Annotated in this window: 20 protein-coding genes; 4 read left to right on the forward strand and 16 right to left on the reverse strand. The window is 72.4% G+C overall.

The window, feature by feature from the left end; genetic code table 11:
- Window positions 1-4: 4 nt before the first annotated feature.
- From ACW9TB_RS08030 to mraZ, 5 genes are all read right to left on the reverse strand, one after another.
- The gene (locus ACW9TB_RS08030; protein WP_472747293.1) at window positions 5-1549 is read right to left on the reverse strand and encodes a UDP-N-acetylmuramoyl-L-alanyl-D-glutamate--2,6-diaminopimelate ligase; all 1545 of its coding nucleotides are present in this window, start codon (window positions 1547-1549) and stop codon (window positions 5-7) included.
- 40 nt (window positions 1550-1589) lie between these two features.
- Entirely contained in the window at window positions 1590-3320 is a 1731-nt protein-coding gene (locus ACW9TB_RS08035; RefSeq protein ID WP_472747584.1) for a peptidoglycan D,D-transpeptidase FtsI family protein, read from the reverse strand.
- Between the two features lie 1043 nt (window positions 3321-4363).
- Entirely contained in the window at window positions 4364-4813 is a 450-nt protein-coding gene (locus tag ACW9TB_RS08040) for a hypothetical protein (protein WP_472747294.1), read from the reverse strand.
- 43 nt (window positions 4814-4856) lie between these two features.
- The gene (rsmH, locus tag ACW9TB_RS08045; RefSeq protein WP_472747295.1) at window positions 4857-5849 is read right to left on the reverse strand and encodes a 16S rRNA (cytosine(1402)-N(4))-methyltransferase RsmH; all 993 of its coding nucleotides are present in this window, start codon (window positions 5847-5849) and stop codon (window positions 4857-4859) included.
- A 226-nt stretch (window positions 5850-6075) separates the two neighbouring features.
- Entirely contained in the window at window positions 6076-6507 is a 432-nt protein-coding gene (gene mraZ, locus ACW9TB_RS08050; RefSeq protein ID WP_344747384.1) for a division/cell wall cluster transcriptional repressor MraZ, read from the reverse strand.
- Between the two features lie 491 nt (window positions 6508-6998).
- On the opposite strand from mraZ, the gene ACW9TB_RS08055 reads away from it, so the two are divergent.
- From ACW9TB_RS08055 to ACW9TB_RS08065, 3 genes are read left to right on the forward strand one after another with little or no spacing between them, the layout of a single operon-like run.
- Window positions 6999-7976 (forward strand): AAA family ATPase, encoded by a 978-nt coding sequence (locus ACW9TB_RS08055; protein WP_472747296.1) that lies wholly within the window; start codon window positions 6999-7001, stop codon window positions 7974-7976.
- Window positions 7973-9229, forward strand: a complete 1257-nt coding sequence (locus ACW9TB_RS08060) for a DUF58 domain-containing protein (protein WP_472747297.1) — start codon at window positions 7973-7975, stop codon at window positions 9227-9229. Before ACW9TB_RS08055 ends, ACW9TB_RS08060 begins: the two co-directional genes overlap by 4 nt.
- Window positions 9226-11652, forward strand: a complete 2427-nt coding sequence (locus tag ACW9TB_RS08065) for a transglutaminase TgpA family protein (protein ID WP_472747298.1) — start codon at window positions 9226-9228, stop codon at window positions 11650-11652. The genes ACW9TB_RS08060 and ACW9TB_RS08065 overlap by 4 nt, the downstream gene beginning before the upstream one ends.
- 458 nt (window positions 11653-12110) lie before the next feature.
- Here the strand turns inward: ACW9TB_RS08065 and ACW9TB_RS08070 are convergent, their stop codons facing one another.
- The 7 genes from ACW9TB_RS08070 to ACW9TB_RS08100 all read right to left on the reverse strand — a co-directional run bounded on the left by ACW9TB_RS08070 (window position 12111) and on the right by ACW9TB_RS08100 (window position 18222).
- Window positions 12111-12512: a DUF3040 domain-containing protein gene (locus ACW9TB_RS08070; RefSeq protein WP_472747585.1), complete on the reverse strand. Its 402-nt coding sequence runs from the start codon at window positions 12510-12512 to the stop codon at window positions 12111-12113.
- Between the two features lie 147 nt (window positions 12513-12659).
- Window positions 12660-13898 (reverse strand): DNA polymerase IV, encoded by a 1239-nt coding sequence (locus ACW9TB_RS08075; RefSeq protein ID WP_472747299.1) that lies wholly within the window; start codon window positions 13896-13898, stop codon window positions 12660-12662.
- 37 nt (window positions 13899-13935) lie between these two features.
- Window positions 13936-14694 carry a class I SAM-dependent methyltransferase gene (locus ACW9TB_RS08080; protein ID WP_472747300.1) on the reverse strand — a complete coding sequence of 253 codons (759 nt, stop codon included), beginning with the start codon at window positions 14692-14694 and terminating at the stop codon, window positions 13936-13938.
- Between the two features lie 227 nt (window positions 14695-14921).
- Window positions 14922-15332, reverse strand: a complete 411-nt coding sequence (gene nusB, locus ACW9TB_RS08085) for a transcription antitermination factor NusB (protein ID WP_344916277.1) — start codon at window positions 15330-15332, stop codon at window positions 14922-14924.
- Window positions 15332-15892, reverse strand: coding sequence for an elongation factor P (gene efp / locus ACW9TB_RS08090; RefSeq protein ID WP_472747301.1), 561 nt, complete (start codon window positions 15890-15892; stop codon window positions 15332-15334). Before efp ends, nusB begins: the two co-directional genes overlap by 1 nt.
- A gap of 25 nt (window positions 15893-15917) precedes the next feature.
- A complete protein-coding gene (locus tag ACW9TB_RS08095; protein ID WP_472747302.1) occupies window positions 15918-17066 on the reverse strand; it encodes a M24 family metallopeptidase in 1149 nt (382 codons plus the stop codon).
- Window positions 17067-17181: 115 nt separating this feature from the next.
- Window positions 17182-18222 (reverse strand): LLM class F420-dependent oxidoreductase, encoded by a 1041-nt coding sequence (locus ACW9TB_RS08100; protein ID WP_472747303.1) that lies wholly within the window; start codon window positions 18220-18222, stop codon window positions 17182-17184.
- Between the two features lie 217 nt (window positions 18223-18439).
- On the opposite strand from ACW9TB_RS08100, the gene ACW9TB_RS08105 reads away from it, so the two are divergent.
- Window positions 18440-19333, forward strand: coding sequence for an endonuclease/exonuclease/phosphatase family protein (locus ACW9TB_RS08105; RefSeq protein WP_472747304.1), 894 nt, complete (start codon window positions 18440-18442; stop codon window positions 19331-19333).
- 95 nt (window positions 19334-19428) lie between these two features.
- On the opposite strand, the gene ACW9TB_RS08110 is transcribed toward ACW9TB_RS08105, so the two are convergent.
- The 4 genes from ACW9TB_RS08110 to ACW9TB_RS08125 all read right to left on the reverse strand — a co-directional run bounded on the left by ACW9TB_RS08110 (window position 19429) and on the right by ACW9TB_RS08125 (window position 23416).
- The gene (locus tag ACW9TB_RS08110; RefSeq protein ID WP_472747586.1) at window positions 19429-20004 is read right to left on the reverse strand and encodes a nucleotidyltransferase family protein; all 576 of its coding nucleotides are present in this window, start codon (window positions 20002-20004) and stop codon (window positions 19429-19431) included.
- A gap of 56 nt (window positions 20005-20060) precedes the next feature.
- Window positions 20061-21167 (reverse strand): XdhC family protein, encoded by a 1107-nt coding sequence (locus tag ACW9TB_RS08115; protein ID WP_472747305.1) that lies wholly within the window; start codon window positions 21165-21167, stop codon window positions 20061-20063.
- Window positions 21160-22230, reverse strand: a complete 1071-nt coding sequence (locus tag ACW9TB_RS08120; protein WP_472747306.1) for a vWA domain-containing protein — start codon at window positions 22228-22230, stop codon at window positions 21160-21162. The genes ACW9TB_RS08115 and ACW9TB_RS08120 overlap by 8 nt, the downstream gene beginning before the upstream one ends.
- 289 nt (window positions 22231-22519) lie before the next feature.
- Window positions 22520-23416, reverse strand: a complete 897-nt coding sequence (locus ACW9TB_RS08125; RefSeq protein WP_472747307.1) for an AAA family ATPase — start codon at window positions 23414-23416, stop codon at window positions 22520-22522.
- Window positions 23417-23516: the final 100 nt, after the last annotated feature.

Consider the following 23516-nt stretch of genomic DNA (forward strand, 5'->3'; position numbering starts at 1 on the left):
TTCCCTACTCTCCATACGTGCTTCGGCGCCCGGTGCGGTTCCTGCGCCTGACGATCGCGTCGGCCACGACCTGCCTGTCGTCGAAAGGAAGCACCTGGTCGCCGACGTACTGACCCTGCTCGTGGCCCTTGCCGGCCACGACGACGACGTCACCGAGACCCGCCCGGCCGATGGCCAGGTCGATGGCCGCGGCGCGGTCCGGCTCAATGATCACATGTGCGCGCCCGTCCTGGGACACGCCGAGAACTCCGTCCATCATCTCCGCGAGGATCCGCAGGGGGTCCTCAGAGCGGGGGTTGTCGCTGGTGAGAATAGCCACATCTGCCAGCCTTGCGGCGGCTTCTCCCATCATTGGGCGTTTACCACGATCACGGTCACCTCCACAGCCGAGCACGACGACGAGCCTGCCCGCGGTGACCTCGCGCAGCGAGCGCAGGACCGACTCGATCGCGCCGGGCTTGTGCGAGTAGTCGACGATGGCCTGGAAGTCCTCGCCGCCGGGAACCCGCTCCATCCGGCCGGGAACCCCCGCCAGCGTACCGACGCCCGCCACCGCGGCCCGCAGCGGCACGCCCGCCTCCACCAGCGCGACGATCGCGCCCAGGGCGTTGGCCACGTTGAAGGGCCCCGGCAGGGCGACCGACGCGGGCTCCTCGACGCCCCCGGGCCCCACGACCGTGAAAGCGCTGCCCTCGGGGCCCAGCCGTACGTCCACGGCCCGCCAGTCGGCCTCGGGGGCGCCCTCGGCGGAGAAGGTGGTCATCGGGATCTTCGCGATGACGGCGAGCTCCCGCCCGTGGGCGTCGTCGAGGTTGACGACCCCCACGCGGCTCATCTCGGGGGTGAACAGCCGGGCCTTCGTCGCGAAGTAGTCGTCGAGGTCGCGGTGGAAGTCGAGGTGGTCCTGCGACAGGTTGGTGAACAGCGCCACGTCGTAGAACACCCCGTCGACCCGGCCGAGCGCCAGCGCGTGGCTGGAGACCTCCATCGCCGCGGCGGTGACGCCCCGCTCGCGCATCAGGGCGAACAGGCCCTGCAGGTCGCTGGCCTCGGGCGTGGTGAGCTTCGGCGCGAAGCTCAGCTCACCGGCGTGGATCTCCACGCCCCCGATGAGCCCGGGACTGTGCCCGGCGGCCCGCAGCCCGGCCTCCAGCATGAAGGTGACGGTGGACTTGCCGCTGGTGCCGGTGACCCCGACGACCATGACGTCCGCCACGGGGTTGCCGTACACCCAGGCGGAGACCTGCCCGAGCAGGCCGCGCGGATTGGGCACGACGAGGACCGGGAGGCCGGTCGCGACCGCGGCCCGCCTGCCCGCCTCGTCGGTCAGGATCGCGCTGGCGCCCGCGGCGAGGGCCTGGGCGGAGAAGTCGGCGCCGTGGGCCCTGGCCCCGGGCAGCGCGACGTAGAGATCTCCCCGGCACACCTGGCGCGAGTCGATGGTGATCCCGGACACCGCGGCAAGCGGGGCTCGCGACGTGCCCGAGGGCGCGCCGATGAGGCTCGCCAGCCCCGAGAGCGGACGGGGTGAACTGGTTGAGGGTCGCATTGACGACGGGGGACGCACGGCGAGAGCGTACCTTCACTCGTCACTCTCCGGCGCGTATCCGCACCGGGGAGGGCCGGGTTCCGGTCGGCGGGATCTTCCCGCTCTTCAACGCGAACGTCATCACCTTCTTGAAGACCGGGGCGGCGATCTCCCCACCGTAGTGGCCCTCCTGGGGGTCCTGGAGGACCGCCAGGACGACCAGGCGGGGCTTGTCCGCAGGAGCGAAACCAACAAATGTCGCGGTGTATCCGCAGTAGCCCTGACATCTGGTGTCGTAGCGCATCGCGGTACCCGTCTTGCCCGCCACCCGGTAGCCGTCGATCGCGGCGAGGTTGCCGGTGCCCTCCTCGCTCACCGCGGCCTCCAGCATGGTGGCGACCTCCCGCGCCGTGCGCTCGCCGACCACCCGGGTCTGCTTGCCCGGCCGGGACGGTGTGAACGCGCCGTTCTCCCCGGTGGTGCCTGCCACGATCTGCGGGGTGACGCGCACCCCGCCGTTGGCGATGGTCTGGTACACGCTGGCGGTCTGGAGCGCCGTCACCGAGACCCCCTGCCCGTACGCGATCGTGCAGCGCTGGCTGCCCGACCAGCTCTTCCAGTCGGGCAGCAGCCCGGCCTCCTCCCCCGGCAGCCCGGTGCCGGGCTTCGCGCCGAACCCGAAGCGCTGCAGCATCGAGTGGAGCTTCTCGTCGCCGATCTTCTGGGTGGCGAGGATCGTGCCCACGTTGCTGGAGGTCGCCACGATGCCGGAGAAGGTCAGGCGCTCGGTGGGGTGGGGATGGGAGTCCTTCAGCACCCGGTCGGCGCACCTGATCTCGTCGGCGACCGTGAACAGGCTCTCCGGCCGCACGGCCCCCGACTCCAGGGCCGCCGCGGCGGTGATGACCTTGTTGGTGCTGCCCGGCTCGAACACGTCCGTGACCGACCGGTTGACCCGGTCGGCGCCGGGGGAGTTCATCCAGTTCTTCAGGTCGAGCTCGGGCGCGTTGGCCATCGCGACCACCCGGCCGGTCCGCACGTCCATCACGATGGCGCTGCCGGTGCGCGCCCCGGTCGCCCTGACCTGCTCGCTGATCGCCTTCTGCGCCGCCCACTGGACGTCGCGGTCGATGGTGAGCCGCACGTCCCTGCCCTCGACGGGCGCCCGGACGGTGCTGCGGGTCATCGGGATGCGCTGCCCCCTGGCGCCCGTCTCGATGACCTGCTCGCCGTCGCGGCCCGCGAGCAGCTTGTCGTAGGTGCTCTCCAGCCCGGCCAGTCCCGTGCCGTCGGTGCCGACGAACCCCAGCAGCGTGCCCGCCAGGTCACCGCCGGGGTAGTCGCGCCGGTAGCGGTGCTTGCTGCCGACGCCCTTGAGGTCGTACGCCATGATCCGCTGGGCGAGCGCCGGGTCGACGGCGGCGGCGAGCTGCTGGTAGTGGCTGGTGCCCTGGGCGAGCTTGGCGGCGATCGGCTCCTTGGGCGTGCCCAGCTCCTTGGCCAGGATCGTGGCCACCCGGTCGCGCTGGGCGGCGGAGACCTCGGACGGGTCCACGAAGATCTCGCGGGCCTCCAGGGTCAGCGCGAGCTCGTGACCGTTGACGTCGGTGATCGACCCCCGCCTGGCGGGCAGCTTCTCACCCTGTATGCGCTGCTTGGCCGCCTCCGCCGTGTAGACCTTCGAGTCGAGGCCCTGGAGCTGGATGAGCCGCCCCGCGAAGATGGACAGCACGAAGGTCATCGCCATCAGGCCGATGCCGATGCGCCTGCGCGGGTTGCCCAGGCGCAGCACCGCGGACGGGCGCGCCGGGGGCCTCGGCGGCCTGCCGCCACCGCCGCCGCGCGGCGTCATGCGGGTGTGCTCGTGGTCTGCGGGCCGCTCGCCCCCGCGCCTCGACACGGACCGCACCCAGCCCAGCGGGTCAGGCGGCCCCTCCGCCCGCGAGGACCGCACCGGCCCGCGCGGCGCCTCGGGACCCGGGGACCTGCGCGGCGCCTCGGGGCGGCCGGACCTGCCGGACGGGCCGGGGCCGCCGGGGGCGGCGCTCCCTGGCCGTCCCTGCCTGCCTGGCCCGTCGGGGGCGGGCGGTCGCGCGCCGGAACCGGGCCTGCCGGTGGGACCCGGCCTGCCGGACGGGCCGGTGGCCGACGGCCTCGCCGGGGAGCCCGGCCTACCAGCCTTAGGCGATTTGTCGTATTTGTCAGATTTGTCGGGCCTGTTGGAGCCCTCCGGGGCCGATGGCCTGCCGGACGAGCCCGCCCTCCCGGAACCACCGGGAACGGACGTTCTCCCGGAGCCACCGGGAGCGGCTCCCCTGCCGGAACCGCCCGCAGCGGGCGGCCTCGCGGCGGAACCCGGCCTGCCCGGCCGCCCGGCCCCCTGCCCCTTACCGGGACCGTCGGCGGACGACGGCCGCCCCTTGGAAGACCCGGGCCTGCCCTCCGCGCCCTGCCCCGCGACGGGAGAACCACCCCTGCCGGACGAGCCCGCGCGGCCGGAACCGGACGGCCTGCCCGGCGAGCCGGACCTGCCCGTCCCGTCGGTGTCCCGTGCCCCGCCGGAGGAACCAGCGCGGCCGGAACCCGGCTTGCCCGGGGTCGGGGGCCTGCGCGGGAAGGCAGGCCCCTGGGGGCCGTCGGGCACGCCGGGAGCGCCGGAGGGCCCGGCGTCGCCGGACCCCGGCCTGCGCGGCTTTCCGGGAACGTCCGGGGAGGGGGAACCACCCGGCCTGGCCGTACGGCCGGGGCCACCGGGAGAGCGGCGGCCCGAGCCTCCGGCCGGTCCGCCCGAGGAACCGCCCCGGCCCTGGCCCGGCCCCGGGCCCCCGGTCTCCCTCACCGGCCCGTGCCCGGCACTCGCTCCTGCCCCGCGGGCGTCTGGACGTCACCGGCGACCCCAACGGCGGGCTTGTCGGGGTCGATGACACGCGCGGTGTCCCAGTCGGGCCCCAGCCCCTGGAGCTCGTTGTTCCTGGCGAGCGACCCGGGCATCTCCTGCCGCATGATGGCGCTCTCCTTGCCCTCCTTCGCGATGCGCAGGTCGCCGATCTCCTTGCGCAGCCCGTTGGCCCTGAAGGAGTCCTGGGCGAGCACGGCGTTCAGCAGCAGCAGGCTGACCAGGCCGCCGCAGAGCAGGCCGACCACGAGCAGCAGGAAGGGAGCCCTCGGCGGCCGGGCGCGGCGGGGCGCGGCGGGCGCCTTGACCTGCGCGGCCGGAGCGGCGGCGGGCACGGGCCTGGCCGGCTTGGTCCCGTATCCCTGCGGCACCGCGCGGGGGACGCGCACAGGGCGCGCGCCGCGGCTGGGCGCGGCGCGTCGGACGTCTGTCTCACTCCTCGTCAACTGCCTCACGGATCCTCTCTGCCGCCCGACACCGGGCGGAGGCCGCCCGCGGGTTGCGGGCCACCTCCTCTTCGCTCGGAAGCTCGGCTCCCCTGGTCAGGAGCGCGAACCGCGGCTGGTGAGCCGGCAGCGGGACGGGGAGTCCGGGAGGTCCGGTGTCCCTGGTCCGCGCGGTGATGACCTGCTTCGTCAGCCGGTCCTCAAGGGAGTGGTACGCGAGCACGACGACGCGCCCGCCCAGCGTCAATGCGTCGAGCGCGGCTGGGAGCGCGCGTTCCAGCGCCGTCAACTCCGCGTTCACCTCGATCCGCAACGCCTGAAAAGTCCTTTTGGCGGGGTTGCCCCCGGTCCTGCGCGTAGCGGCCGGGATCGCCGTCCTGACGATCTCCGCAAGCCGCTTGGTAGACGTTATGGCCTCTCTGGCCCTTTCCTTGAGGATTAAGTGCGCGACACGCGGGGCGAATCGTTCTTCTCCGTAATCCCGCAGGATCCGGATCAGCTCGGCGGCCGGGTAGGTGTTGACCACGACCTCGGCCGTCAGCTCCTCGTCGCGGTCCATCCGCATGTCCAGCGGCGCGTCGTAGGAGTAGGCGAAACCGCGCTCCGCCTCGTCCAGCTGCGGGGAGGAGACGCCCAGGTCGAACAGCGCGGCGTCGACGCGGGGACGGCCCAACTCGGCCAGCACCCCGGGAAGCTCGTCGGAGACCGCGCGGACCAGCGTGATCCGGTCGGCGTACGGGGCGAGCCTGGCGGTGGAGCGTTCGATGGCGGTGGGGTCGCGGTCGATCCCGATCAGGTGGAGCGCGGGATGCGCGGCCAGCAGGGCCTCGGCGTGGCCGCCGAGGCCGAGGTTGGCGTCGACGAGCACGGGAGCGGGGCGGGCCAGCGCCGGAGCGAGCAACTCCAGCACCCGGTCGAGCATGACGGGGACGTGACCCCCAGGTGCCTGGAGATCATGGTTGTGGTTCTCGGCGCGCATGAAGCGCAACCCCCCTCTTTCCCGCCTCGTCCCGTGGACGTGCGGCGGACGCTCACCGGTGTCTTGAAAACTGGCCCCCACCCCCGGGGCCGTCCGGCCAGGTCCCCATCCGCACCCGCGTGTCCACCCGTCACCTGACACCGGGGAAGGTGCATCAGCTGACGGGCAGGTGGTTGCGGGTGGAGACCTCGCCGAACGACGTGTTACCGATGAGTCGACCGTGGAGTCACAGAATCCCTGGCAGCACCTCCTCCGACAGATCGGCAAAAGCCTGCTCTTGGTCGGCCAGATAGGCGCTCCAGGCGTCCGCGGCCCAGATCTCCAGCCGGGTGTTGGCCCCGATGACCACGCAGTCGCGGCGTAGGCTGGCGTACTCGCGCAGAGCCTGTGGCACGGTGATCCGGCCCTGCTTGTCGGCGACCTCGTCGGATGCGCTGGCGAAGAGGACACGGCTGTAGTCACGGACCGCCTTGGCGGTCACCGGCGCGGTGCGCAGAGCCTCGGTTATGCGCTGGAACTCCTCTACGGGAAAGACGTAGAGGCAGCGCTCCTGGCCTTTGGTGATCACCAGACCCTCCGCCAGCTCCTCGCGGTACTTCGCCGGCAGGAACAGCCGTCCCTTGTCATCGAGACGCGGATGGTGAGTGCCGAGGAACACCGGCCTCACCTCCCGTGCCCAGCGGAGCGCCAGGCGTCGCAGCCCTGCCCTCCACTGCGCACCACCATACTCCACTTCTCTCCACCGTCAACTGATTCCACGCCTCTTCACGACGGGTTTCGACGACATTTCCCCAGTTCAAATGGGGTGGTGCGGAGTGGAGGGGGTAAGCGGCCCCTCATACGCCCTGGGCGTGTCGGGTAAGGCCGCCGAATAGACTAAAGATCATGAAATAAACCGGAGGGCGGTGAAGAATGCGGGAAGGTGGGGAACCCGCATCGTCACAGGATCGGCACGCCACTCGTACAGGATCGCGACGGCCACGACGCACACTATGGCTGTTTACCCGGAATCAGCCCTGATGACCGCATAAAGTCGCCGTGGGAACGCATGGCGCCGTAGTGTCGGTAAGCAGAATGAGTTACGGGATCGCAAAGATTCCGCAACGGCAACCCCCCGGCGCGCAACCGCCGCACCCTCATGGAGGCCTGGTGGCAGTAACCCATGACGTCTCACCACAGCTCGATGATCTTGTTGCCACCGCGCACCGGATCCGCCAGTCGATCGAATCGGTGATCGAGGGCAAGAGCGACGTCGTCCGCCTGACCTTGACCGTACTACTCGCCGAGGGGCATCTCCTCATCGAGGACGTACCCGGAGTCGGCAAGACTATGCTCGCCAAGGCGCTGGCGCGGTCCATCGACTGCCCGGTGCGCCGCGTGCAGTTCACTCCCGACCTGCTGCCGAGCGACATCACCGGAGTGAGCGCCTACAACCAGCAGAGCAGGGAGTTCGAGTTCAAGCCCGGCCCGGTCTTCGCCAACATCGTGGTGGGTGACGAGATCAACCGGGCGTCGCCGAAGACCCAGTCGGCGCTGCTGGAGTGCATGGAGGAGCACCAGGTCACCGTCGACGGCGCGACCTACCGGCTGGACTCCCCCTTCATGGTGATCGCGACCCAGAACCCGATCGAGATGGAGGGCACCTACCCCCTCCCCGAGGCGCAGCGCGACCGGTTCACCGCCAGGATCGCGATGGGGTATCCCGCCCCCTCCGCGGAGCTGGAGATGCTCGACGTGCACGGCGCCGCCTCCCCGCTGGACAAGCTGGAGCCGGTGGCCACCACCGAGGAGGTGAAGGCGCTGATCGAGGCGGTGCGCGGGGTCTACGTCTCCCAGCCGATCAAGAAGTACGCGATCGACCTGGTGACCGCCACCCGGCAGTCCCCCGACCTGCGGCTGGGCGCCTCCCCCCGTTCGACCCTGCAGCTGGTCAGGGCCGCGCGGGCGCACGCCGCGCTCGCGGGCCGCGACTACGTCATCCCCGACGACCTGCAGGAGCTGTGCGTCCCCGTCCTGGCGCACCGGCTGCTGCCCAGCATCGAGGCCCAGGGGCAGCGCCGCCCGCCCGAGCAGGTGATCGCCGACCTGGTCCGCCGGGTACCCGTACCCGAGGCACAGGCCCGGTGACCTCCGGCCTCAAGGCGCTCACCGCCCGCGGCCGGTCCTTCCTCGCGTCCGGCGTCGCGGCGCTGCTGTGCGCCTTCATCCTCGGCGAGCACGACCTGCTCAGGATCGGCGTGCTGGTCATCTCGCTGCCGCTGCTGGCGGCCATGGTGGTCGCCCGCACCCGTTACCGGCTGAGCTGCGCCCGGCGCCTGGACCCGCCCAGGGCCGAGGTGGGCAGCGAGGCCACCGTGACGCTGCGGCTGGAGAACGTCACCCGGCTGCCGACCGGCCTGCTGATGATCGAGGACACCGTTCCCTACGCCCTCGGCGCCCGGCCCCGGTTCGTCCTGGACCGGGTGGAGGCGCAGGGCATCCGGGAGATCGACTACCGGGTCCGCTCCGACCTGCGCGGACGCTTCGCCATCGGGCCGCTCTCCATCCGGATCAGCGACCCTTTCGGCCTGGTCGAGCTGACCAGGTCGTTCACCATCAGCGACACGCTGATGGTGACGCCCCAGGTGGTGGCGCTGCCGCACGTCCGGCTGGCCGGTGAGTGGACGGGCGGGGGCGACAGCCGTACGAGAAGCGTGGCGGCGGCGGGGGACGACGACGTCGCGCCGCGCGAGTACCGGCAGGGCGACGACCTGCGGCGGGTGCACTGGCGCTCGACCGCCAGGCACGGCGAGCTGATGGTGCGGCGCGAGGAGCAGCAGTGGCAGAGCAGGGGGGCTCTGCTGCTGGACACCCGGCGCTACGCCCACCGGGGCGAGGGCCCGCGCTCGTCGTTCGAGGCGGCGGTCTCGGCCGCGGCCTCCATCGGCGTGCACCTCGCCCACGAGGGCCTCGGCCTGCGCCTGGTCACCGACCAGGGGGCCGAGCACCTCACCGACAGCGGGCTGAGCCTGTCGCTGCTGGACACCCTGGCCGTCGTACGGGCCAGCACGGCGCGGTCGCTGGAGTACGGCGTCGGCGCGCTGCGGCAGGGCGGCGGCGACGGCCTGATCGTGGCCGTGCTCGGCAAGATGGACCTCGACCAGGCCCAGGAGCTGGCCAGGGCCAGGCACGGCAATGTGACCGGCGTGGCCGTGATGCTGGACGTGGCCGGTTGGGAGAATCCCGAGCTGGACGAGGACGAGGAGTTCCAGGCGGCGCGATCGGTGTTCACCGGGACGGGCTGGCGCGTCGTGCGGCTGCCCGCCGGCGGCTCCGTCGCGAACGTGTGGCAGGAGGCCGCGGAGCGCGGACGGTTCGCGGCGAGCAGGGGTGGCTCATGAGACTTCCCATCGCGTCGGGCGTGGCCACGGGAGCGGTCGCGATCGCGCTCTATCCGCTCTTCCAGGGCGGCACCTGGTTCTGGTCGAGCCTGGGCGCCATCCTGATCGTGACCGGGATCGGCATGCTGGCCGGTCACTACACGCTGCCCGGCTGGCTGGCGTCGCCCGCGCAGGTGCTCGCGGTGTTCCTCTACCTGACGGCGGCGTTCGCCGGGGACGAGGCGTGGGCGAGGGTGTTCCCCACCTGGGACTCGCTCGCCAGGCTGGACAGGCTGCTGGTGACGGGCTTCGCCGACATCCAGCGGTTCGCCGCCCCCGTGCCCGACAGCACCGGCATCGTCCTGCTCACCTGCGGCGGCGTCGGCCTGATCGCCGTCCTCGTGGACCTGCTGGCCGCGCGGCTGCGTAAGGCGGCGCTCGCCGGGCTGCCGCTGCTGGCGCTGTTCACGGTCCCGGCGGCGGTGGTGGCCGAGCCGATCAGCTGGCCGGCGTTCATCATCGGGGCCCTGGGCTACCTGGGGATCCTCGTTGCCGACGGGCGGGAGCGGGTCAGCCACTGGGGCCGCGCGGTGCTGGTGCGCCGCACCTCGTCCTTCACGGTCACCCGGCCCACCCCCTCCGACAGCGGGGCGCTGCGGCTCTCCGGCAAGCGCATCGGCTTCACCGCGATCGCGCTGGCCGTCCTGCTGCCCGCGTTGCTGCCCACCCTGGAGCCCGACCCGCTGTTCGGGTTCGGCGTGGGCAACGGCAGGGGCGGCGGCAACTCGATCAGCATCCCGAACCCCATGGTGAACCTGCGCGGCCAGCTGTCGCTGCCGGAGAACTCCACCGTCCTGACCTACAAGGCCAGCGACAGCACCGCGCGCTACCTGAGGATGTACTCGCTCGACATCTTCGACGGCGAGCAGTGGACGATGTCGGAGCCCAGGGGCCGTCCTGAGGACCGGACCTCCGACGCGCCGATGCCACCGCCGCCCGGCCAGGCCACGAGCGTGCCCGTCACCCCCGCGAACGTCACCGTCACGGTGAGCGACCAGGTCAGGAGGCTGAGCTTCCTGCCCCTGCCCTACCCGGTGTCCAAGGTCACGGTGACGGGCGACTGGCGGCCCGACCGCGACACGCTCATGGTCTTCTCCACGCGGAACACCGCCGGGGGCCTGACGTACCAGGCCGTCACCGCCGAGCCCGAGCCCACGGCGGACAGGCTCAAGGCGGCGCCCCCGCCCGTCACGGCGATCAGGGAACGCTACCTGGCGCTGCCGGACAACCTGCCGGACGAGATCAGGAAGCTCGCCCTCGACGAGACCGAGCGGGGGGCGAGCGCGTACGAGCAGGCGATCCAGCTGCAGGAGTTCTTCACCAAGAGCGGCGGGTTCGCCTACAGCCTGGCCACCCAGGGGCACGACGGCCCGGCGCTGACGGACTTCCTGATCCGCAACAGGACCGGCTACTGCGAGCAGTTCGCCGCCTCCATGGCGGTGCTGGCGCGCGTCCTGGGCATCCCGTCCCGGGTCGCGATCGGCTACACCGGGGGCAGCGTCACCTCCGACGGGTGGCAGGTGCGCACCCACGACTCGCACGCCTGGCCCGAGCTGTACTTCGAGGGCACCGGGTGGCTCCGCTTCGAGCCCACCCCGGCGGGCGGGGCGGGCCAGGGCAGCGCGACGGTGCCGTCCTACACCCGCCCCGAGGCGGCACCGGCCACCCCCGACGAGCCGAGCGCGGCACCGTCGTCGGACCCCACCGGCTCCGACTCGCCCACCGGGGCGGCGAACGACCGCCGCAACGAGATGCTCGACAGGGAGTTCGGCGGCGTGCTGACCCCGGTGGACGAGGGAATGCCGCTGGCCGCGCAGATCGGCATCGGGGTCGCGATCGCGCTGCTGGTCGCGCTCATCCCCGGGCTGGTCCGCTGGCAGCTGCGGGTCCGCCGGGGCAGGTCCTACTCCCGGCCGGCCGGGGACCCGGCGGGCGAGAGACGGGCAGGCACCACCTCCCCCACGGCGGTCAGGGGGATCCGCTGGGAGCCCGCGGTGACCGCCGCGTGGGCCGAGCTCGACGACGCCCTGTGCGACTACGGGATGTCACGGCAGGCGAGCGAGAGCCCGCGCGCGCTGGCCAAACGGCTGGCGGAGCAGTACGTGTTCGAGCCGGAGGCCGCCGCCGCGCTGGCCCGGATCGCCTCGGCGGTGGAGCGGATGCTCTACGCCAGGACCACCGGCGAGATCGGCACCCTGCGCGAGGACATGCGGAGCGTACGGCGGGCGCTGGCGGCCACCGTGACCCGCGGCAGGCGGATCAGGGCGGTGCTGCTGCCGCCCTCCACGCTCCTGCGGATGCGGGCGATGGGCGGGCGGGTGCTGGACGGTTTCGACCGGCTGGAGAACATCCGGCTCCGCAGGCCGGTCAGGAAGGGCGCCTGAGCGCCCCCGGTGATCGGGACGCGCGACAACGCGTCCCGATCACCGGGGAACGGGACACTTCCGGGCCGTCGCGCATCTGGTCACCGTAGGACGGGGCACTACCGGGCCGGTCGCGCATCTGGTCACCGTAGGACGGGACATTTCCGTACCGTCGCGCGTCCGATCACCGTAGGACGGGGCACTACCGGGCCAGTCGCGCGTTCGATCATCGTAGGACGGGGCGTTTCCGGACCGTCGCGCGTCCGGTCGCCGAGGGAGGTGACGCCTCCGGGCCCTCCGGCTCTTCCGGCCTTTGGGGGGCGCGGAGCGGCGAACCTCGATCATCGGCGGGGCACGCGAGGGACGGACCCGGTGAATGACGCGGATGACGGGGCCGCTCCCACAGCGGGAGTGACCCTCGTCGTCATGGGGGGATCGTCAGGGAGATCCGCCGTGGACGGCGGCGGACCCCTGCCGGGCTAGCGCTCGTCGTGGCGACGGCGCCAGCGCTCCTCCATGCGTTCCATGAAGCTCTGGCGGGAGCCGGAACGGCGCCCCGCCTTGCCTCGCGGCTGATCGGACGGCGCGGCCGCGTTGGCCTCACCGAACCCGTTCATCCGCTTCCAGCTGGACAGACCCCACAGACACGCGGCGAGCATGACCACGAAACCGCCGACGCCGAGCGGGATGTTGATGATCACGACGCCGACCATCAGCAGGACGACACCCAGGATGAAGCCGATGGAGGCCTTCACCAGGCGGCGCCTGTAGTGGCTGCGGGGATCACTGATCCTGACGGTATTGGCCCACTTCGGGTCCTCGGCGTAGAGGGCCTGCTCGATCTGGTCGAGCAAGCGCTGCTCGTGCTCAGAGAGCGGCACGGCGCCTCCCAAGGACAGCCCCAGGACGGGGAAGACGGTGACGGACGACACGGGGTGTCCGAACCTCGCGGTCGGTTATCCCCAGAATACGAGGCTGTAGACGTAGACGAAAGAAAACGTCCAACGTAGTCCAAACCGGAGGCGGCGTCATGGATCTATTCCATCAAACGGAGGGCGAACCAGGGAGGCCGGAAGGACCGCATCCTGACCGAATCTCCGGGCCGCCCTGTCCATCGCCCGCTCGGCCTCCCGCCAGCCCGTCTCGCGCTCCCCGAGGCCGAGCTGCCGGGTCGCCCCGGCCGCCGGGCTGAGGTTCTCCACTCGTACGCCGACCAGCCTCAGGTGCTCGTTCTCCAGGCCGGAGGCGGTGTAGAGGGCGCAGGAGACGTCGTACAGGATCTTGGCGACGTCGGTGGGCTCGCGCAGGCTCCGGGACCGGGAGAGGGTGGTGAAGTCGGCGCGGCGGAGCTTGACGCTGACCGTACGGCCGACGCTGCCCCCGCGCCTGAGCCTGGCGGCGACCCGCTCCGAGAGCCGGAGCAGCTCCCTGCGGATCTCCACGGGGTCGGCGACGTCTGTGGCGAAAGTCTCTTCGGCGCCGATGCTCTTGTCGGGGACGTCCGGGGTCACCGGGCGTTCGTCGCGCCCCCAGGCGAGGGCCGCCAGGTGCGTGCCCGCCGCCTGGCCCAGATCGCGCTGGAGGGTGTCCAGCGGGACCCTGGCGAGGTCGCCGACGGTCCTGACGCCCAGGCGGGCCAGTGACCGCTCGGTGCGCTCCCCGACGCCCCACAGGGCCGCCACGGGCAGCGGGTGCAGGAAGTCGACCACCCGGTCGGCGGGCACCACGAACAGGCCGTCGGGCTTGCAGTGCTGGGAGGCGAGCTTCGCCACGAACTTGCTGTTGGCGACCCCGACGGAGCAGGTGACGCCCTGCTCGCGCACGACCTGCTCGCGGATCATCCGGGCGATCGCCGCCGGGGGGCCGAGACGCTTGCGCGCCCCGCCGACGTCGAGGAACGCCTCGTCGGAGGCGATCGGCTCGACCTCGGGGGTGAAGGTCTGGAAGATCTCCATGACGCGCCGGGAGACCTCCGCGTACTTGCCCCGGCTCGGCGGGATGATCACAGCCTGGGGGCAGAGCCTTCGGGCCCGGGTCATGGGCATGGCCGAGTGCACCCCGAATCTCCGGGCCTCGTAGGTGGCGCTGAGCACCACCCCGCGCGCCCCGGGCGCGCCGATGATGACGGGGCGGCCCCGGAGGTCGGGACGGTCGCGCAGCTCGACGCCCGCGTAGAAGGCGTCCATGTCGACGTGGAGGATCGGGCAGCCGGTGTCGTCCGTCCCCAGTTCGGAACCCGGGCGCGGTATCTGCTGCTTTCTCGACACGCCGCCATCCTACGGGAACACGCGTTCGACGCGGCGCTCACCGGTGGCCAAGGACGTGCAGTTGGGTCGCGATGTCGCGGAGCACCGGGTGCGCCGCCGCGGCCTGCTCCAGGGCGACCAGCGCGCGGGCGGCTCCGGGCTCGCCGTCGAGCAGCCTGCTGGGCACCAGGTCGGCGAAGACCCGCACGCCGTGCACCTCACCGGGCGCGAAGCCCGTCACGCTGAGAAGCCGCTCCAGGGCCTCGCGGGTGAAACGCCTGGGCGTGGGGTCGCGGTCGCCCCAGCGGCCCTCGGGGTCGTCCAGGACCTGGAGGGCCTCGTCGAACCTGCCGGCGATGGAGCGGTGCAGCGCTGCGGCGAGCGGGTTGGCGGCGAGCACACTGATCACGCCGCCCTCGCGCAGCAGGCCCGCCATGGCCTTCACCGCACCGGCCGGGTCCTCCACGTACTCCAGCACGCTGTGGCAGAGCACCAGGTCGGCGCCTCCGGTGGGGAGCAGCTCCCCCAGGTCCGCGGCGTCGCCCTGCAGGGCGCGCACCTCCACCCCCGCCTCCGCCGCGCGGCGCTCCAGCGCGGCGAGCGAGTCGGGGCTGGGGTCGACGACCGTCACGGCGTGCCCCAGACCGGCCAGGGGGACGGCGAAACCGCCCGTCCCTCCCCCGGCGTCGACGATGTCGAGCCGCTCACGGCCTGTCGCGGCCACCCGCTCGGCCAGCACGGCACTCAGGACGTCCCACACGACCGCTGTGCGGACCGCGGGGGTGCCGGGCTGCCGTGAGATGCCTACGGCGTGCAACTTCAGATCGCCTCCTCAAACGGTGACGAGCCCAGCCTACGCCGCGTGTCCCCCGGCGCGGTCCAAGGACTATTCATACTCCCGCTTGATCGAGTCTTTTTCCGGACGCGGATGGGCCCCCCGGGCAAGCCCGGAGGAAAGGGGACGCCCCGGGCGGAGACGCGCCGGGCCCCTCGCACCGTACGCCGGGCGGGGAGACCGGAGATCCGGGCTCCCCGTGGGGACGGCTAGAGCGCCAGGGACGGCTTGAGCTGCTTGAAACGGGCCATCAGGCCGTTGACGAACTGCGGCGACTCGTCGGTCGACAGCTCCGAGGCCAGGCTGACCCACTCGCTGATGACGACGCCCTCGGGGACGTCGGGCATCCACAGCAGCTCGTAGGTGCCGCCGCGCAGGAGGTTGCGGTCGACGGCGGGCATGCGGTCGAGCGTCCAGCCCTCCGAGTAGGTGGTGATCAGCTCGTCGATGCGCGACCGGTGCCTGCACACGCCCTCGACGATCGTGGTGGTGTACTCGTTCACGGGCGGCTCGGCCCGCTCAAGGCGCTCGGCGAGGACGCTGAGCGGGTCCTCGCCGCGTGCCTCGGCCTCGAAGAGGATGTCCAGCGCGCGCCTGCGCGCCTTACCCCGTGCCGACATCAGGCGCGGCCGAGATAATCGCCGGTGCGGGTGTCGACCTTGACCTTCTCGCCGGTGGTGATGAAGAGCGGCACCTTGATCTCGGCACCGGTCTCCAGCTTGGCGGGCTTGGTGCCGCCGGTGGAGCGGTCGCCCTGGAGGCCGGGCTCGGTCTCGGCGACGAGCAGCTCGACGGCCGCGGGCAGGTCGACGTAGAGGACGTTGCCCTCGTTGATCGCCACGGTGGCCAGCATGTTCTCCAGCAGGTAGTTGGCCGAGTCGCCGACCGCCACCCTGGTGACGTGGAGCATGTCGTAGTTCTCGGTGTCCATGAAGACGTAGTCGTCACCGTCCATGTAGGAGAACTGCATCTCGCGCTTGTCGACGTTGGCCACCTCGACCTTGACGCCCGCGTTGAAGGTCTTGTCGACGACCTTGCCCGATAGCACGTTCTTGAGCTTGGTGCGGACGAACGCGCCGCCCTTGCCGGGCTTGACGTGCTGGAACTCCACGACCGCCCAGAGCTCACCGCCGTCGAGCTTGAGCACCAGGCCGTTCTTGAGGTCGTTCGTCGTCGCCACTAGTTTCTCCTGCGTACGGCCGCTCTTAGAGGACGAGCAGCTCTTTGGTCGTCCGTGTGAGAAGTTCCGGCCCGCCATCGCGCGCCACGAGCGTGTCCTCGATGCGGACGCCGCCCCTGCCGGGAAGGTAAACCCCGGGTTCGACGGTCACCGGAACTCGATCCTCAAGTCTAGCGTGCCCATGGTCGCGCTCCGGCTTTCGTGAAGATCGTTCCAGCTTCGGGGAGTCTTCCCGGTCCTCCGGGGACTCCCCGGGTTCTTCCCGGGAGCCCTCCGGCTTTCTCGGGGACAGGAACGGCACCTCGTGGATCTGCAGCCCGACGCCGTGGCCGAGGCCGTGCTTGAAGAACTCCCCGTACCCCGCCTCCCCGATCAGGTCGCGGGCGGCGGCGTCCACCTCGTGGAGCGCCGCGCCGACCCGCGCGGCCAGGCTGCCCGCGCGCTGGGCGGCGCGGACCAGGTCGTACAGCTCGCGCTGCCACCCGGCGGGCTCGCCGATCGCCACGGTCCTGGTCATGTCGGCGTGGTAGCCCCGGTACAGCGCCCCGAAGTCCATGGTGACCAGGTCCCCGCGCTCCAGCGGCCGGTCCGAGGGCGAGTGGTGCGGGATCGCGCCGTTGGGCCCGCTCGCGACGATCGAGTCGAAGGCGAGCCCGTCCGCGCCCAGTTCGATCATGTGGCGTTCCAGCGCCCTGGCGACCTCCTTCTCGGTCAGGCCGGGGCGCAGCTCGGGCAGGACCTCGGCGAAGGCCCGGTCGGTGAGCTCGCACGCGGTACGGACGAGGTCGATCTCGGCGTCGTCCTTGACCATGCGTACCGCCTCCACCACCCCGGACAGGCGCAGGGGGCTCCCGTCCAGCCGGAAGTATCCGGCGACGGACATGTGGTCGGCCTCGATGCCCGTCCGGCCGGTCCCGGGCAGCAGGGCCCCGGCGACGTCGGACTCCTCGATCACCTCGACGCCGTCGCAGACGCGCCGGGCGGCCCCGATGTAGCGGGAGTCGGTGGCCAGCGTGGCGGAGCCGTCCGCCCTGACCAGGACGGCCGCGTTGGAGCTGGCCAGGCCGGTCAGGTAGCGCACGTTCACACCGTTGGTGACCAGGATCGCGTCCGCCTCGTGAGCGGGCAGCAGGGCCGCGAGGTTCGCGCGGCGCCAGGCGTGGGTGATGGTCATGTACGCATGCTATTGACCGGTTTGACCGATGTCTCCACCGTGGCCGTACCCGCCCGCCGACGGAAGCCGACGGGAACGGCCCCGGTCGCGAGGCCGCTTCAGCTCGCCGGGAAGGTCAGGAGGCGAGTTCCCTGACCTTCTCGATGAGCCGGACGCGCTCCTCGTGGGTGCCGGCCAGCGGGGCGACGTTGATCGTCGTGACGCCCGACTCGCGCATGGCCCGCAAGCGCTCGCGGACGTGTCCCTCGGGGCCGATCAGGGACATCTTCTCCAGCAGCTCGTACGGCACGAGCGCGGCGGCCTCGTCCTTCTTGCCGTCCAGGTAGAGGTTCTGGATCTGCTCGGCCTCCTTCTCGTAGCCGTACCTGCGGGCGAGGTCGTTGTAGAAGTTCTTGCCCTTGGCGCCCATCCCGCCGATGTAGAGGGCCGCTATCGGGCGGCCCAGCTCCAGCCAGCCGGAGACGTCGTCGCCGATGGCGAGCGAGGCCTGGGCGATCACGTCCAGCTCGCCCAGCGCCGGGTCCCGCTTCGCCCTGCCCGCCGCCAGGGAGGCGCCCCACACGTCGGCGGCCTTCTCCGGCACGTAGAAGATCGGCTCCCAGCCCTCGGCCAGCTCGGCGGCGAGCTCGACGTTCTTGGGACCGATGGCGGCGACCACGACGGGGATGCGGTCGCGGACCGGGTGGTTGATGAGCTTGAGCGGCTTGCCCAGGCCGGTCCCCTGGCCCGCGGGGAGCGGGACGGTGTAGTGCCTGCCCTCGTAGGTGAGGCGCTCGCGCCTCCAGACCTGGCGGCAGATCTCGATGACCTCGCGGGTGCGGCCGAGCGGGGCGGTGTACGGGACGCCGTGGAAGCCCTCGATCACCTGGGGGCCCGAGGCGCCCAGGCCGAGGGTGAAGCGGCCGTCGGAGACGTAGTCCAGGCCCGCGGCGGTCATGGCCAGCAGGGCGGGGGTGCGGGAGTAGACGGGCAGGATGCCGGAGGCGATCTGCAGCCTCTCGGTCCTGGCGGCGATGTAGCCCAGCTGGCTGACCGCGTCGAAGCTGTAGGCCTCGGCGACGAAGACGATGTCGAGACCGGCCTTCTCGTAGTCGGCCAGCTCGGCCACCGTCTCCTTGAAGCCCCCCGAGTAGTTCAGGGCCATACCGATGCGCATCGTGAGATCGTCCTTCCGCGGTGCCGACCGAACCGAATGTTGTTCCGTTGCCTCGGCGACAAAGGTTATCGACTCACCGCCGAAGCACCAAGCCCCGCGCCGCCGCCACCGGGCCGGTAGCCTACGCATTCCGGGGTAGGGGACTCCCGGCAGGGCGTTCCGGGGGGCAGGTGACCGCCGGGAGGGAACGTTCCGGAGGCGGTGGACGAGGAGCGGTGTGCTGAGGCAGTCGATCATCGTGGCGGCGGGAGCGCTGGCCCTGACGCTCGGGGGGCACCGGCTCCTGCCCGAGCTGGGCGGTCTCACCCCCGTGCTGGAGAGCCTGCTCCCGTGGCTCGGGGTCGTCGTACCGGTCCTGCTGGTCTGCGCGCTGGCCACCCGCTCGTGGCAGGTGATCCTCGCGGCGCTGGTCCCGGCGACCGTGTGGGGCCTCATGTTCGGCCCGACGCTGCTGCGCAGCCCGCCGGGCGGGCCCAGCGACCTGTCGGTCGCCACGCTCAACGTCGGCGCGACCAACGCCGACTCGGCCGACGCCATCCGGTCCGTCTCGAAGGACCGCGACCTGGTCGCGGTGCAGGAGCTGACCCCCGGCGGCCCGGCGGCGAAGGTCCTCAACGACCGCTTCCCTTACCGCTACCGGATCGCCACGGTCGGCCTGTGGAGCCGGTTCCCGATCGCCGAGGCCCGCAAGGCCGACATCGGCCTCGACTGGGCGCGGGCGCTGCGCGCGGTGGTCGTCACCCCCAAGGGCAGGCTGACCGTGTACGTCATGCACCTCGCCTCCGCCCGCCCCGGCCAGACCGCCCAGCGCGACGAGACCCTCGCCTACGCCCGCAAGATGGTCGACAGGGACGACAGCGAGCACCTGCTGCTGCTCGGCGACCTCAACACCGCCACCACCGACCGCAAGCGCTCCGGCCTGGTGCCGCCGCTGTCGGACGCCCAGCAGGAGGCCGGTACGGGGTTCGGCTTCACCTGGCCCGCGTCCTTCCCCGTCACCCGCCCCGACCACATCCTCTACCGGGGCATGGTCGCCACCAGGGCGGGCGTCGAGCGGGCCGAGGGCAGCGACCACCGCGCCGCCGTCGCCTCACTACGTCTCGCCGCCTAAAATCCCTGGCCGCCTAGAACCCCCTGGCCGCCTAGAACCTTTGGCCGTTCAGGACCCCTGGCCGTTCAGGACCGGGCCCCGGGAGCCGGGGCGGCTCAGGGGGCGAGGTCCGGGCGGGCCCGGAGCGCGGACAGGTCGGCCGGGGTGTCGATGTCGGCGGGGTCGGCGACGTCGTCGCAGGGGACCGCGACGACCAGTTCGGGACGGGCTTTCAGGAAGGGGCGGGCACCGGCGTCGCCGGTCGCGAGCCGGGCGACCTCCTCGAAGTGTTCCCTGGCGATCAGCACCGGGTTCCGCCGCGCGCCGCCGTAGGTGGCGACGGCGACCGAGGCGCCCCGCCCCGCGGCCTCGACGAGCCGCTCCACCGCCCTCGGGCCGACGAACGGCTGGTCGACCAGGGCGATCACCACGTACCCGGCGGTGGCCGGGATCGCGTCCAGACCGGCCCTGAGCGAGGAGCCCATCCCCGAGCTCCACTCCGGGTTGTGGACGGTCACCGCTCCCCGCACCCGTACGGTGGCCGCGCCGAGCACCACGACCACGGGACGGCAGCCGCCGTCGCGCAGCGCCCTGACCCCCCGGTCCACCAGCCGCTCGCCACGGAACTCCACCAGCGCCTTGGGAGTGCCGAGCCGCGAGCCGGATCCGGCGGCCAGCAGCAGCCCGGCGATCGCCGGACGCCTCTTCACGGTGTCCCCCTCGGCGTCCCCGGCCGGGGCCTCCTCGCTCACGCGCCGGGCCCGTCGCCGTGGATCCTGCCGGAGCCGTCGGTCAGCGGCCGGCCCGAGCCGCCCCAGCGCAGCTGGATCAGCTCGGCGACGATGGAGATCGCCGTCTCCTCCGGCGTACGCGCGCCCAGGTCCAGCCCGATCGGCGAGCGGAGCCTCTTCAGCTCGGCCTCGCCCAGCCCGGCCCGCGCCAGCCGGGCCAGCCGGTCCTCGTGCGTGCGGCGCGAGCCCATCGCGCCGACGTAGCCCGCCGGGGTGCGCAGGGCGACCTCAAGCAGGGGTACGTCGAACTTGGGGTCGTGGGTGAGCACGCAGATCGCGGTCCGCTCGTCCACGACGGTCGAGGTGAGATAGTCGTGCGGCCACTTGACGATCACCTCGTCGGCGTCGGGGAAGCGCTTGGCCGTGGTGAAGACCGGCCGGGCGTCGCACACGACCACGTGGTAGCCGAGGAACTTGCCGGCCTTGGCGACCGCGGCGGCGAAGTCGATCGCGCCGAAGACCAGCATCCGGGGCGGCGGCGCGAAGGACTGGACGAAGACCTCCAGCTCGTCGAGCCGACGCTGTCCCCGGGCCCCGTACCTGCGGACGCCCGTCAGTCCCTGCGCGAGCATGCCCCGGACGTCGTCGTCCACCGCGTCGTCCAGCCGGGTCACGCCCAGGGAACCGGAGGAGCGGTCCGGCCAGACGACCCGGCGGGTGCCGACCGCGCCCGGCCCCGACAGGACGGTCGCCACCGCCACCGGCTCGCGCCGCAGCACCGAGGCGGCGACCGCCCCCAGCTCGGGGAAAGTCTCCTTGGAGACGGGCTCGACGAAGACGTCCAGGATGCCGCCGCAGGTCAGGCCGACGGAGAAGGCGTCGTCGTCGCTCACCCCGTACCGCTGCAGGACGGGCGCGCCCGAGGAGACCACCTCCCTGGCCAGCTCGTAGACGGCGCCCTCGACGCAGCCGCCGGAGACGCTGCCCTCGGCCTCGTCGCCGAGCACCGCCATGGACGCCCCCGGCGGGCGGGGCGCGCTGCGGAAGGTGTTGACCACGGTGGCCAGGCCGAACGTCTCCCCCGTCTCCCACCACCGCAGGATCTGCGACAACACGTCACGCATGAGTGCCTCCCAGCAGCGTCGCCAGTTCCTCGAAGGCGGCCAGGCTGTGCCCGGCCACGAAGTCGTCGATGTGGGGAAGGGCGGCCCGCATCCCGGCGGTGAGCGGGCGGTAGCCCTCCCTGCCCTTGTGCGGGTTCATCCAGATCACCCGGTGGGCCGTCCGGGACAGCCGGGCCATCTCCGCGCCCAGCAGCGAGACGTCACCGCGCTCCCACCCGTCGGAGGCGATCACCACCACCGCTCCGGCCGCGTCGTTCAGCGCCAGGAGCCGCCGGAGCTCCTCGCCCAGGCGGGTGCCGCCGCTCCAGTCGGGAATGGCGCGGGAGACGGCGTTCATCGCGGTCGCCGGATCGCGGTGGCGCAGCTCGGCGGTGAGCCGGGTCAGCTGGGTGCCCGCGCTGAACACCTCCGTGGCCCCCGGCTCGGACCTGACCAGCGCGTGGGCGAGCCGGAGCAGCGTGTCCGCGTACGGGGTCATGGAGCCGCTGACGTCGATCAGCAGCACGACCCTGCGGGGCCTGGTCCGGTGCGCGCGGTAGCGGAGCCCGGCGATCTCCCCGCCCCTGCGCAGGGTCTCGCGGACGGTCGCCCTGCCGTCCAGCCGCCCCCGGCGCGAGGGCCGGAAACGCCGCGACGCGCGCCGTTCCCTGCCCGCCCGCAGCAGGGCGAGCAGCCGGTGCGTCTCGGCGAGCTCCGCCGCCGTCATCGCGGCCACGTCCCGGGTGCGCAGCACCTCCGTCGCGCTCGCGGTCGCCGCGAGGGCGGGGGGATCGCCGCCCTCCTCCCGGTCGGCGCGCGCCCCGGGCCGCGCCGCGGCGTGCCGGGTGACGGTGACCTCGGCCGCTCTCGCGCGGCCCGCGCGCAGCCCCCCGAAGTAGGCCCGGAAGACCCGGTCGTAGCGGGGCAGGTCGTCGGCCGAGGAGCACAGCGTGACCCGGCCCGCCCAGTAGACGTCACCGGGCCTGGAGGCGTCCAGGTGGGACAGGGCGCGCAGCAGGCCCTGGGTCCGCTCGTGGTCGGCGGGCACCCCCGCGGCGCGCAGGGTCCTGGCGAAACCGGTCATGACCGCGACCAGGTCCTCCCCGGCACCGGCCAGGTCCTCCCCGGCACCGATCGGAACCGCCGTCGCCGGGGGAGTCCCGGTGGGGGAAACCCCGGCCGGAGGAGTTCCGGCGGGGGGAATCCTCGCGGAGGGGACACCGGTGGGGGGACCGCCGGTGGAGGGAACCCCGGTGGAGGGGACGTCAGTGGAAAGACCGCCGGTGGAGGGAACTCCGATGGAGGGGACGTCGGCGGAAGGACCGTCAGTGGAAGGACCGTCGGTAGGGGGGACGCCGGTGGGGGGAACGCCGTCAGCGCCGGGACGCACCGAAGAATCCGTTCCCGAGCACCGTCTCGTGGTCCTCCCTGTGCTTGAGCAGGGCGCCCAGCGAGGCCGCCGCCAGGTCGGGGTCGAGCTCGCGGGCGCCGAGGGCGAGGAGCGCCTCGGTCCAGTCGAGGGTCTCGGCGATCCCCGGCGGCTTGATCAGGTCGGCCGCGCGGAGCCGTCCCGTCGCCGTGGCGACCTGCTCGGCCAGGATCCCCGAGCACTCGGGGAGCCGCCTGCGCAGGATCGCCACCTCCCTGTCGAAGGAGGGGTGTTCCAGCCAGTGGTAGAGGCAGCGCCGCTTCAGCGCGTCGTGCACCTCGCGGGTCCGGTTGGAGGTGAGCACGACCACCGGCGGCCGGGCGGCGCGGATCGTGCCGAGCTCGGGGACGGAGATCGCGAAGTCCGAGAGCACCTCCAGCAGGATCGCCTCGAACTCCACGTCGGCCCGGTCGACCTCGTCGATGAGCAGCACCGCGGGCTGGGTCTCGATCGCCCGCAGCAGCGGCCTGGCGATCAGGAACCTCCGGTCGTAGACCTCGCCCTCCAGCCGGGCGGCGTCGGTGACACCGCCCGCCTCCGCCGCCTTCAGGTGCAGGAGCTGGCGGGCGAAGTCCCAGTCGTAGAGCGCCTGGGAGGCGTCGAGCCCCTCGTAGCACTGCAGGCGGATCAGCGGCGCCCCGAGCACCTCCGCGAGGGTCCTGGCCAGCTCGGTCTTGCCGACCCCCGCCTCGCCTTCGAGCAGCAGCGGGCGGCCCATCCGCAGCGCGAGGAAGGCCGCCGTGACGAGCCCCTCACCGGCCAGGTACGACCGCTCGTCGAGCAGCTCCGCCAGCCGCGCGGGCGACTCCACACTGGATGCCTCGATTGTCCGCCTCACCACCACCTCAGGTTACGCCCGGCGGCAGGTCCTCGCGTGATCACATCGTGCTCCTCACGCCCCGGACGTCCTGAGCGCCCCCGGCCGGGGACCTCCGGGACCG

The organism is Streptosporangium sp. H13245, assembly GCF_055690525.1.